The organism is uncultured Tenacibaculum sp. (assembly GCF_947502995.1).
GTDB lineage: Bacteria > Bacteroidota > Bacteroidia > Flavobacteriales > Flavobacteriaceae > Polaribacter.
The window spans coordinates 129,043-141,598 of record NZ_CANNBW010000001.1; the positions used below are offsets into that span (position 1 = coordinate 129,043).

Annotated in this window: 7 protein-coding genes; all 7 read left to right on the forward strand. The window is 32.2% G+C overall.

Annotated elements, in window-relative coordinates; all coding sequences use genetic code 11:
* Positions 1–17 precede the first annotated feature (17 nt).
* The 7 genes from Q1A46_RS00570 to Q1A46_RS00600 all read left to right on the forward strand — a co-directional run bounded on the left by Q1A46_RS00570 (position 18) and on the right by Q1A46_RS00600 (position 12,523).
* Positions 18–2,306 (forward strand): NADP-dependent malic enzyme, encoded by a 2,289-nt coding sequence (locus tag Q1A46_RS00570; protein WP_299672808.1) that lies wholly within the window; start codon positions 18–20, stop codon positions 2,304–2,306.
* A 66-nt stretch (positions 2,307–2,372) separates the two neighbouring features.
* Positions 2,373–2,954, forward strand: a complete 582-nt coding sequence (ruvA, locus tag Q1A46_RS00575) for a Holliday junction branch migration protein RuvA (RefSeq protein WP_299672811.1) — start codon at positions 2,373–2,375, stop codon at positions 2,952–2,954.
* 5 nt (positions 2,955–2,959) lie between these two features.
* Positions 2,960–10,135: a cell surface protein SprA gene (gene sprA / locus Q1A46_RS00580; protein ID WP_299672814.1), complete on the forward strand. Its 7,176-nt coding sequence runs from the start codon at positions 2,960–2,962 to the stop codon at positions 10,133–10,135.
* A gap of 34 nt (positions 10,136–10,169) precedes the next feature.
* The gene (gene gcvH / locus Q1A46_RS00585; RefSeq protein WP_299672817.1) at positions 10,170–10,550 is read left to right on the forward strand and encodes a glycine cleavage system protein GcvH; all 381 of its coding nucleotides are present in this window, start codon (positions 10,170–10,172) and stop codon (positions 10,548–10,550) included.
* Positions 10,516–10,902, forward strand: coding sequence for a VanZ family protein (locus tag Q1A46_RS00590; RefSeq protein ID WP_299672820.1), 387 nt, complete (start codon positions 10,516–10,518; stop codon positions 10,900–10,902). The genes gcvH and Q1A46_RS00590 overlap by 35 nt, the downstream gene beginning before the upstream one ends.
* A 48-nt stretch (positions 10,903–10,950) precedes the next feature.
* Positions 10,951–11,676 (forward strand): energy transducer TonB, encoded by a 726-nt coding sequence (locus Q1A46_RS00595; RefSeq protein ID WP_299672823.1) that lies wholly within the window; start codon positions 10,951–10,953, stop codon positions 11,674–11,676.
* Positions 11,677–11,773: 97 nt separating this feature from the next.
* Positions 11,774–12,523, forward strand: coding sequence for an energy transducer TonB (locus Q1A46_RS00600; protein WP_299672826.1), 750 nt, complete (start codon positions 11,774–11,776; stop codon positions 12,521–12,523).
* Positions 12,524–12,556: the final 33 nt, after the last annotated feature.

The window sequence follows — 12,556 nt, forward strand, 5'->3', positions numbered from 1 at the left end:
ATCAACTAAAAGAGTTTATGAGTCAATCACGTAAAAGACGAGAAGCACTATTGTATCATGCTAAGCCTAAGCCAGGTAAAATATCAGTAGTGCCAACGAAGAAGTATGCAACTCAACACGACTTATCATTAGCGTATTCGCCTGGTGTAGCAGAACCATGTTTAGAAATCGCAAAAAATAAAGACAACGTATATAAATATACTACTAAAGGAAATTTAGTAGCTGTAATATCAAATGGAACAGCAGTTTTAGGATTAGGCGATATTGGTCCAGAAGCTTCTAAACCAGTTATGGAAGGTAAAGGTTTGCTATTTAAGATCTTTGCAGATATTGATGTTTTTGATATTGAAGTAGATACTACAGATGTAGATAAGTTTATAGAAACAGTAAAAGCTATTGCTCCAACTTTCGGAGGAATAAATCTTGAAGATATCAAAGCACCAGAAGCTTTTGAAATTGAGAGACGTTTAAAAGAGGAGTTAGATATTCCTGTTATGCACGACGATCAACATGGAACAGCTATTATTTCTGCTGCAGCGTTAAAAAATGCATTAGAAATTAATGGTAAAAAGATAGAAGAAGTAAAGATTGTAGTTAACGGTGCTGGAGCTGCTGCAATTTCTTGTACACGTTTATATTTAGCATTAGGAGCAAAACGTGAAAACGTTGTAATGTGCGATAGTAAAGGTGTAATTAGAAAAGATAGAGGAAATCTTACGACACAAAAAGAGGAGTTTGCTACAGATAGAGATTTAAATACATTAGAAGAAGCAATGAATAATGCTGATGTATTTATTGGTTTATCTAAAGGGAATGTAGTAAGTCCAGAAATGTTATTGTCTATGGCAAACAAGCCTATTGTTTTTGCTATGGCAAACCCAGAGCCAGAAATCGATTACGATTTAGCAGTGGCTACCAGAGACGATATTATTATGGCAACTGGTCGATCTGATAATCCTAATCAGGTGAATAATGTGCTTGGTTTTCCATTTATTTTTAGAGGAGCTTTAGATGTTAGAGCTACTAAAATTAATGAAGAAATGAAAATGGCTGCGGTACATGCATTAGCAGATTTAGCTAAAAAATCTGTACCAGAGCAAGTAAATATAGTCTACGATGAAGTGAGTCTTTCTTATGGTAAAGATTACATTATTCCTAAACCTTTTGATCCGAGATTAATTTATGAAATTCCACCAGCAATTGCTAAAGCAGCAATAGAAAGTGGGGTTGCAAAAGAGCCAATTGAAGATTGGGAGAGATATAGAAATGAATTAATGGATCGTTCAGGTTCAGGAAGTAAAGAAGTAAGGATTTTACATAACAGAGCAAGAACAAATCCTAAACGCATAGTATTTGCTGAAGCAGATCATTTAGATGTGTTGAAAGCGGCACAAAGAGTGTATGATGAAAAATTAGGTCATCCTATTCTTTTAGGAAATAAAGAGATTATTTTAGAGTTAAAAGAAGAGCTTGGTTTCGATGCCGATGTGCCGATTATAGATCCTAAAACTCCAGAAGAAGTTGAAAGAACGAAACGTTTCGGGAAGTTGTTTTGGGAAAAGCGTCAACGTAAAGGAATGACTTTATTAGAAGCTGAAAAATGGATGCGTCAACGTAATTACTTTGCTTCTATGATGGTAAATGAAGGAGAAGCAGATGCTTTAATAACAGGGTACTCGCGACCATATTCATCTGTAGTTAAGCCTATTTTAGAATTAGTTGATAGAGATAAAGGAGTGCAGAAAATAGCTGCTACAAATTTATTGTTAACAAAGCAAGGACCAATGTTTTTAGCCGATACAACTATAAACATAAATCCTTCTGCAAAAGAGTTAGCAAAGATAACACGCTATACAAGTATTTTAGCGAGAATGTTTGGTATGCAGCCCAAAGTAGCAATGTTAGGTTTTTCAAATTTTGGATCTACAAAGTCTGAAACTTCTGTAAAAATTAGAGAAGCAGTTGCTTATATGCATGAAAATTACCCTGATCTTATTGTAGATGGAGAATTACAAGCCGATTTTGCATTAAATGCAGAAATGTTATCTAAAGAATTTTCGTTTTCTAAGTTAAATGGTCATAAAGTTAATATTTTAATTTTTCCAAATTTAGAATCTGCAAATATTACGTATAAGTTAATGAAAGAGGTAAATGAAGTAGAATCTATTGGGCCAATTTTATTAGGTTTAAGTAAGCCAGTTCATGTATTACAATTAGGAGCAAGTGTAGATGAAATGGTAAATATGGCAGCAGTAGCAATAGTTGATGCACAAGAGCGAGAGAAAGCAAAATTAAGCGATTCCTAAGTAGTGATTTACTGGTTTTACAATAGTAAAAAATTTACTACTTTAGGCGTCTGTTAAAAGAGAACAATGATTACACAAATAAAAGGAAGATTAGTTGAAAAAAATCCTACGTATGTAGTTGTTGATTGTAATGGATTGGGGTATTTACTCCATATTTCATTAAATACATTCTCTGCTCTCCCCAACGACGAAAATGTATTGTTGTACACACATTTATCTATTCGTGAAGATGCTCATACACTTTACGGATTTATAAACAAAGTTGAACGTGAAGTATTTAAATTACTGATTTCTGTGTCAGGTGTTGGTCCAAGTATTGCCAGAACAATGTTGTCTTCAATGACAGCAGAGGACGTGCAACAGGCCATCGCTTCAGAAAACGTAAATGTAATCCAATCGGTAAAAGGTATAGGAGCAAAAACAGCTCAACGTGTCATTATCGATTTGAAACAAAAGATATTGAAGACATTCGATATTGATGAAGTTTCAGTGGTTCAAAACAATACAAACAAAGAAGAAGCGTTATCTGCATTAGAGGTTTTAGGCTTTGCACGTAAACAAGCAGGTAAAGTGGTAAACGATATTTTAAAAGAATTGCCATCAGCAAGTGTAGAAGAGCTGATTAAAAAGGCACTAAAAAATTTGTAAAAAGGTTGGGAGAAAATTTTCGCAATAAATGTTTAACGGCACTTGCTTTATTGGTAAGTGTTGTTTTATTTGCTCAAAATACAACAAAGAAGAATGATTCAATATCTAGAAAAAAAGATACTGTTATTCCTCTAAAATATAATTTTAACTTCAATCAAAAAGCACCCCTCTTTTTAAATAACCCGAGTTCTATTCAGATTACTTACGATGAGTCAATCGGTAAATTTGTAATTGTAGAAAAGATTGGAGATTATTTAATTGGAACTCCGATGTTTTTAACTCCTAGAGAATACGACAAGTTTCGATTAAAGAATGATGTAAAAACATACTTTAAAGAAAAGATTGATGCTGCAAATCCTAATAAAAAAGGAGAAAAAGGAAGAAAGAATTTACTGCCAAAGTATTATGTGAATTCTAAGTTTTTTGAATCTGTTTTTGGAGGAACTGAAGTTGAAGTTATTCCAACAGGTCAAATTAGTATAAAATTAGGAGGGATTTTTCAAAATACCGAGAACCCTCAGATTTCTGTAGAAAACCAAAGTAGTTTTACTTTTGATTTTGATCAGCAAATTAGTGCAAGTATACAAGCAAAAGTAGGAAAGAGGTTGCAAGTTACTGCGAATTACGATACGCAAACTACTTTTGATTTTCAAAATATCATTAAATTAGAATACACACCTACCGAAGATGATATTATTCAAAAAATTGATGCAGGTAATGTTAGTTTACCAATTAAAAACTCTTTAATTAATGGAGCACAAGCTTTATTTGGAGTAAGGGCAGATTTTCAGTTCGGAAAAACTACAATTCGTTCTGTGTTTTCTCAACAAAATTCCCAGTCTAATAATGTAGTAGCACAAGCAGGAGGTTCTATTGAAACTTTTGAAATTAGAGCAACAGATTACGATAATGACCGTCACTTCTTCTTATCTCAATTTTTTAGAGAGAATTACGAAACTGCGTTAAAGAATTATCCATTAATCAATAGTCCTATTAACATCAATAGAATTGAAGTTTGGGTTACAAATAGGAATCAAAATGTAACAGATTTTAGAAGTATTGTTGCTTTTGCAGATATTGGAGAATCTCAACCAGATAATTTAGTAAGTGCAACTGCGGTGGGTGGAGTTTTCCAGCAAGGTTATGTAGATGTTGTAAACAATCCAATTACGGTAAGAGGTGAAAATTTACCTTATAATGGAGTAAATGATATTAATGATTTACTTGTTGATAATGGAGGAATAAGAGATGTAGCAACAATAAATACTACAGTTCCAACAGAAATGGTTCAAGGTAGAGATTATTCATATTTACAAAATGCTAGAAAATTACAGCCTAATGAATATACATTACATCCTCAATTAGGTTTTATTTCTTTAAATAGGAGACTTAATGATGGAGAAGTATTAGCTGTTGCTTATGAATATACAGTAGTTGGAGCTCAACAAAGTGGAGGTCCAGTAAGTGAAACTATATATAAAGTAGGAGAATTTTCTAATGATGGAATTAATGCACCATCTAACATTGCTGTAAAATTATTACGTAGTGAAATTTTAACTACAAGAAGAGAAATAGCACCTAATGATTTTGTTCCTTTTCCAACTTGGCGTTTAATGATGAAAAACGTTTATGCTTTAGGAGCTGTACCTTTAAATCAAGATGGTTTTCGTTTTGAGCTATTATATAGGGATGATAATACAGGAATTTTACAAAACACGTTACAAGGAGCAAATGATCCTAGTTTACTAAATAGAACTTTACTAAACTTATTTGAAATTGATAAATTGGATCAAAGTCAGTTTAAAGTTGATGGTGGAGATGGTTTTTTCGATTATGTTGAAGGAATTACAGTGAATTCTGCTAGAGGATTAATCTATTTTCCAAAACCAGAACCTTTTGGAGAAGATTTAGCAATTACGGATGCTTCAGATAGACAACGATTTGCTTTTGATCAGTTATATTCTACAACAAAAATTCAAGCTAAAAATGAATTTCAAGATAGAGATAAGTTTTTCTTAAAAGGATATTACAAATCTGAGACAAGTAGAGGTATTCCTTTAGGTGCTTTCAATATTCCAAGAGGATCTGTAAGAGTAACTGCTGGAGGTAGAACTTTAGTAGAAGGAGTAGATTATGTTGTAGATTATCAGTTAGGAAGAGTTCAGATTTTAGATCCAGGTTTAGAAGCATCGGGAGTTCCAATTAATGCTTCGGTTGAAAATAACACATTTTTTAACCAACAAAGAAAAACATTTTTAGGAGTTGATGTAGAGCATAGATTCAATGAGAATTTTGTTCTTGGTGCCACATTTTTAAATGTTACAGAACGTCCAATTACTCCAAAAGTTAATTTTGGTGCAGAACCAATAGATAATATGATGTTTGGTTTAAATGTCGATTTTTCTACTGAAGTACCTTACTTTACAAAGCTTGCAAATAAATTACCGTTTGTTGAAACTGATGCGCCATCTAATTTATCTGTTAGAGCAGATATGGCTTATTTATTACCAGGTTCACCTAGCGGAATTGATGTTAATGGAGCAGCAACTTCATATTTAGATGATTTTGAGGCAACTCAAATTCCTGTTAACCTTACTTCTCCACAGCAATGGGCACTAGCAAGTTCACCTTTGTCTCAACCATTTTCGGAAGACATAGATTTACGATATAATGATAACAGAGCTAAATTAGCATGGTATAGTATCGACCAGTTATTTTATTCAAATAGTGCGAATAGACCATCAAACATTAATGATATTGAATTATCGAGAAATGAGGTGCGTCAAGTTAGTTTTTCTGAATTATTTCCAAACACAGATTTAGATATTACTCAGTTAAACTTAGTTAGAACTTTAGATTTAGCTTTTTATCCAAATGAAAGAGGACCTTATAATTTTAATCAAACTGCAGGAAATCCAGAAGATAAATGGGGTGGGATAATGAGAGCCTTAACAACAACAAATAACTTCGAGCAAGCGAATGTAGAATATGTGCAGTTTTGGTTAATGGATCCATATGAAGGATATTCATTAACTGCAGAAGAAGGATTACCATCAGGAGTAGATCCTCAAAGTGATGTCAATCAAGGGAAACTATTTTTAAACTTAGGTAGTATTTCTGAAGATATTCTAAGAGATTCACAAAAGCAATTCGAAAATGGTTTGTCTACAACACAAAATCCAGCACCTCAAGTTGAAACGGTTTGGGGTAATGTGCCTAGAAATCCGTCAATCTTATATGCGTTTAGTACAGATGCTGATGAGAGATCACAACAAGATGTTGGTTTAGATGGATTAAACGATACACAAGAGCTTGAAAAAATTGTTCAAAATTTCCCAGGTATTGCAGATGTAGAACAAGCTAGAAGTATTTTTGGAAATGATCCAGCAGGGGATAATTTCCAGTTCTTTAGAGGAAGTGAGTTTGATGCTATTGGAGCTTCTATTCTTACACGTTATAAAAATTATAATGGTACACAAGGTAACTCACCTACAATTGATCAATCTAGTGAAGATTTTCCAACATCAGGTTCTACTTATCCTGATGCTGAAGATTTAAACCGTGATCAAACCATGGATGCGGTTAGTGCTTATTTTGAGTATGAGGTTTCATTAAAAAGAAGTGATTTAGTAAAAGGATCTAACTTTATTGTAGATGTGAAATCTGAACCAATTTCTTTACCTAATGGGGAAACAAGAAGTACAACTTGGTATCAATTTAGAATTCCTGTAAGAAATGGGTTTTCACAAGCAGTAGGAGGTATTACTGATTTTAACAGTATTCGTTTTATGCGTATGTATTTAACGCAATTTAGAATGCCGGTTATTTTACGTTTTGCAGAATTAGAATTAGTTCGTGGAGACTGGAGGCGTTATACCAGAACTTTAGATCCAGCAATTGACCCTCAAGAAGATCTAGATAATACAGACCTAAATAATTTTGAAGTTGGAGTTGTAAGTATTGAACAAAATGATGATCGTTATGAATTACCTCCAGGTATTCCTAGAGAACAATTACAGGGAACTAATAGAATTCAACGACAAAATGAACAATCGTCTACAATTACTGTTACAGATTTAGAGCCTAATAAAGCAAGAGCAATATTTAAAAATATTAGTATCGATTTACGTCGTTATAAAAATTTAAGAATGTTCTTACACGCTGAAGCAATTCCTGGTAGTGTATTAGGAGATAATGAAATGAATGCAGTTATTAGATTAGGTACCGACTTAAATGATAACTATTATGAAATTGAAAAACCTTTAATTTTATCAACATTAAGCAACGTTCCAGAAGAAGTTTGGCCGGAAGCAAATAATTTAGATGTTCCTTTATCTCAATTAGCAAGTTTAAAGTTAGAGCGAGATGGTACAGGAACTGCTGTGTCAGATGTGTATACAGGAACAGCATCTAATGGATTAATTATAAAAGTGAAAGGTAATCCTACCTTAGCACAAATTAGAACAGTTTTATTAGGAGTTAAAAATAATACCACAAATAATGTAAGTGGAGAAGTTTGGTTTAACGAATTAAGAGCTGTTGGTTTCGATAATAAAGGAGGATGGGCAGCTGTATTAAATGCAGATGCTAACTTTGCAGATGTTGCAGATGTAACATTAGCAGGTAGTATGTCTACAGTTGGTTTTGGTAATGTAGATCAAAGAGTTCAAGAAAGAAGTTTAGAAGAAAATAAACAATATAGCGTAGCTACTAATGTACAATTAGGTAAAATGATGCCTAAAAAGTGGAACATGCAAGTTCCTATGAGTTATAGTTATGGAGAGCAATTTATTGATCCTAAATTCGATCCGCAATATCAAGATGTTGAACTTGCCGATGCTAAAGCTTCAGGTTCAGATCAGGTAAAACGTAATGCTGAAAATGCTCAAGATTACACAAGAAGAAAAAGTATTAGTTTTATCAATGTAAAGAAAAATAGAAATCCGAAAAGTGATAAGAAACCTAAGTTCTACGATGTAGAAAATGTTTCTGTTTCTTATGCTTTTAATGAAGAGTTTCACAGAGATTATAATATTCAGAGATTTGTAAATCAGAATTTAATGGCGGGTGCTAGTTATAATTTCAACTTCGCACCTTGGAGTTTAGAACCGTTTAAAAAATCTGAAAAATTAAAGAGTAAACATTGGAAGTTTATAAGAGATTTAAACTTTAATCCACTTCCAAAGTCATTAGCTTTAAATTCTAAGATTAACAGAAATTATAATTTACAACAATCAAGAAATTTAGTCGATTTACCCGTAGCTCAACCAGAATTAATTCAAAGAAGATTCTTATTCGATTGGGATTATGCTATAGTTTTCGATTTAACACGTTCTTTAAATTTAAACTTTAAAGCAACAAACAATTATATCTACGATAGCTTTGGTGAAGATGAAGATCTCGAGATTTTCGATCAGTTTTTTACTTTTGGTAGAAGAAATCAATATCATCAAACATTAAACGCTACGTACAATTTACCAATTAATAAATTACCATATTTAAACTTTATTACTTCAGACTATGGCTATACTGCCGATTTCGACTGGCAAGCTTCATCTAGAAGTACAATTACTGAAACAGATGCTGCAGGAAATTCAGTAGATGTTAGTATCGAAGATAAAGTTGGTAATATGATTCAAAATTCAAATAAGCATAATATTAATGCTACAGTTGATTTTAATCGTTTCTATAAAACATTAGGTTTAGAAAAACTATTACTAAAAGGAACTAATAAAAGAGGAACAAAAGGTAAAGTAGCTTTAGGAGCAAAAACTAAAAACACACCTAAACCAAAACTTAAAAAGAATGCTTCTTTTGCGCAAAAAGTATTAAAAGGAACTTATGATGTTTTAACTGCTGTAAAGAGAGCTAAAGTAAGTTATTCTCAAGAAAACGGAACATTATTACAAGGGTATAGACCTTCGGTTGGTTTCCTAGGAAGATCTAATTTTAACGGAAGTGCAGCTCCAACTTTAGGGTTTGTATTCGGAAGTCAAACCGATATTATAAGTAGAGGTATTGAGCAAGGTTGGTTAGTAACTAGAGGTGAAGATGAAGATTATTTCAACAAAAACTTTGCGCAGACACAAGCAAATAAATTAGATTTTAATATTTCAATTAAACCTTTTAAAGATTTTACAATAGATTTAAGAGGTACTCGAATAAGAACATCAAATACAACGCAACAATTAGATATTGTTGAGTTTGCAGATGGAACTGTAAGACAGAATCCTGATTTAAGATCTTTCGAAACAGGTAACTTCAATATAAGTCACTTTATGTTAGGAACAATGTTTGAAGATGGAGATGCACTATATGAAAAGTTCCTTGGATATAGACAAATTATATCGAATAGATTGGCAAGTCAGGCACAACCAAATGGTATTTTTAATGCTTTTCAAAAAGAAGGTCAGCAGTCAATGCTACCAGCTTTCCTTGCAGCTTATTCAGGAGTAAATCCTAACGATGTAGATACTGGAATTTTTAGAAATATTCCAATTCCAAATTGGACAATGCGTTACAACGGTCTAATGAAGATTAAGTGGTTTAAAAAGAGGTTTTCATCTTTTACATTATCGCATAGTTATAAATCATCGTATAGTATTCTTAACTACACAAATAACTTACAGTTCGATCCAAATGATCTTAGTTTAACAAATAGTTCGGGGAATTATCAACCAGAATTATTAATTTCGTCGGCAACATTAGTAGATGAATTCTCACCTTTAATTAAGTTAGACATGAAAATGAGAAATTCATTTTCATTCCGTGGAGAGATTAAAAAAGATAGAAGTTTAACACTTAACTTTAATAACAACACGTTAACAGATATTAAGGGAACAGAATACGTTTTAGGACTAGGTTATAGAATTAAAGATGTTAAGTTTATTACCAGAATTACTGGTAAAAAAGAAACATTAAAGGGAGATATTAATTTCAGAGCTGATGTTTCTTTAAGAGATAATTTAACATTAATACGATCGATAGACGAGCAGAATAATCAAATCACTGGAGGTGAACGATTATTTGGATTAAAGTTTTTAGCAGATTATAATTTAAATAAGAACTTAACGGTTTCATTTTATTATAATCATAATACATTCGATTATGCAATTTCTACAAACTTCCCAAGACAATCAATTAACGGAGGATTTAATCTAGTGTATAACTTAGGTAACTAAATCAAAATCTAAACATATATAAAACAACATTACAATGAATATTCCAGCAGAATTAAAGTACACAAAAGACCATGAATGGATTAAGGTTGATGGTGATGTAGCAACAATTGGGATCACAGATTTCGCTCAAAGTGAATTAGGTGATATCGTTTACGTTGACGTAGATACTTTAGATGATACAGTAGAAATAGAAGAAGTTTTTGGTTCTGTTGAAGCTGTAAAAACTGTTTCAGACCTTTTCATGCCTTTAACAGGTGAAGTGATTGAATTTAACGAAACATTAGAAGACGAGCCAGAATTAGTAAATTCTGATCCTTATGGAGCAGGATGGATGATTAAAGTAAAAATTTCTGATACTAGCCAAATAGAAGGATTGTTAGATGCAGAAGCTTATCAAGAGCTTATTAAAGGATAAGTCGATATATATAGCGATATTATTAACATTAGTAATTACATACTTAAGCTTAGCTAATTTAAAAGGAAAAGTTATAAGTCTTAGCAATATCGATAAGCTTTATCATGCCTTAGCTTACTTTTCACTAACCGTAGTTTGGTTATTAGTTTTTATTAGAAAAGAAAAGAAAAAAGTAGTTGTAATTTTATGTATCGCATTTGGAATTCTAATGGAGTTCCTTCAATCGAATTTAACAGACTACAGATCATTTGAATATCTAGATATGTTAGCAAATACTGTAGGAGTACTAATAGGTTTGTTATTTTTTAGCAGAATTGAAAAAAATCTAATCAATATGTTAAATAGCTTGTAAAAGTCCAAAGAATTTAACTAAATTAGCAAACCAGAAAAAACTAAAAGGATGGAAATAAAGAAAAATCCAAAATTTAACCTTGAGAACTATAGTAAGTTGTTCATTCAACTTGGTTTGGTTTTGGCTTTATTTGTTACCTATGTAGCTATAGAGCATAAAACCTACGAAAAGGAATATGGTGATTTAGGAAGTGCGGATCTTGGTTCTGATGTAGAAGAAGAGACGTTAGTTATTAACGCACCACCACCGCCACCGCCACCACCGCCACCACCGCCACCACCAACACCTGAGAGAATTGAGGTAGTTGAAGACGAAGAGGAAATAGAAGAAACTGTAATCGAGTCTACTGAAACTGATGAATCTGAAGCTGTAGAAGTAGAAGAAATCGAAGAGATTGAAGAGGTAGAGGAAGTTGTTGAGGATGTACCTTTTTCTATTATTGAAGAAGTACCAGTATTTCCAGGTTGTAAAGGAAGTAATCAACAAAAGAAAGATTGTCTTAACAAGAAAATGCGTAAGCATGTTCAAAGACACTTTGATGCTGAATTAGCCAATGAATTAGGTTTAGCACCAGGTAAGAAAAGAATCTTTGTTCAGTTTAAAATTGATAAAGATGGTACAATTACTAGCGTTAATGCAAGAGCTCCGCATCCAAGATTAAAGAAGGAAGCTGAAAGAATTGCAAAGAAGTTGCCTAAGATGGTTCCTGGTAGACAAAGAGGTAAACCAGTACGTGTAGGGTATACTTTACCAATTACATTCAACGTAGAATAGTTTATACTATAGATAAATTATGAAAGCAACCTTTAAGGTTGCTTTTTTTATGGCATGTTTTTTGGTGTTTTTAAGTATCAATTTAAAAACTAATAACATGAAAAAGTTTAAAAAAAATCCAAAAAAGCAGCTAGAAAAATTCTCAACAATTTTTATGCAATTAGGCTTAGTAGCCGTTCTTTTTATTGTTTTTGTAACCTTAGAGCATAAATCTGAAGTAAAAAAAGAGGAGGCTACAAAGTATGATGATGAAAATTCTAAGCCAATAGTTTTTGAACAAATTCCCGTTCTTATTAAAAGAGTAGAAAAAGTAGAACAACCTGTTAAAAAGCCTGCTAAAAAACCAGTTGTATTTGATCAACCAAAGGTTGTAGATAATGATCAAGAGATTATTGAACAAGTTATAGATAGTGATGAAGACATAGTTGAAGTTAATGATGATGATATCATAGAAATTATTGAAGAAGATGTAGTTAAAAAAGAAGATGAACCAGTCTCAATGAAGTTTGTGCAAATAGCTCCTGTTTTTAAAGGGTGTGAAGGTCTATCTGAAAGTGAAGCCAGAGTTTGTTTTGAAAAGAAAATGAAACGTTTAGTACAACGTCATTTCAATACTGATTTAGCCAACGAATTAGGTTTGCAAAGCGGTAAAAAAAGAATTGTAACTCAATTTGTAATTGATAAAAGTGGATTAATAACAGATATAGTAATTAGAGCACCACATCCTAGGCTTAAAAAAGAAACAAATAGAATTATTAAAAAAATACCAAAGTTTAAACCAGGAATGCTAAACAATGAACCAGCAAAAGTCAGATACACACTACCAATAAGCTTTATGGTAGAATAATAAGAAAAGGTCCAATTTTAATTGGACCTTTTT

What these genes read in the sequence shown, in the direction of transcription:
- Q1A46_RS00570 (WP_299672808.1), top strand. Translation starts at nt 18, where the DNA reads ATGAGTCAATCACGTAAAAGACGAGAAGCACTATTGTATCATGCTAAG.
- ruvA (WP_299672811.1), top strand. Translation starts at nt 2,373, where the DNA reads ATGATTACACAAATAAAAGGAAGATTAGTTGAAAAAAATCCTACGTAT.
- gcvH (WP_299672817.1), top strand. Translation starts at nt 10,170, where the DNA reads ATGAATATTCCAGCAGAATTAAAGTACACAAAAGACCATGAATGGATT.
- Q1A46_RS00590 (WP_299672820.1), top strand. Translation starts at nt 10,516, where the DNA reads ATGCAGAAGCTTATCAAGAGCTTATTAAAGGATAAGTCGATATATATA.
- Q1A46_RS00595 (WP_299672823.1), top strand. Translation starts at nt 10,951, where the DNA reads ATGGAAATAAAGAAAAATCCAAAATTTAACCTTGAGAACTATAGTAAG.
- Q1A46_RS00600 (WP_299672826.1), top strand. Translation starts at nt 11,774, where the DNA reads ATGAAAAAGTTTAAAAAAAATCCAAAAAAGCAGCTAGAAAAATTCTCA.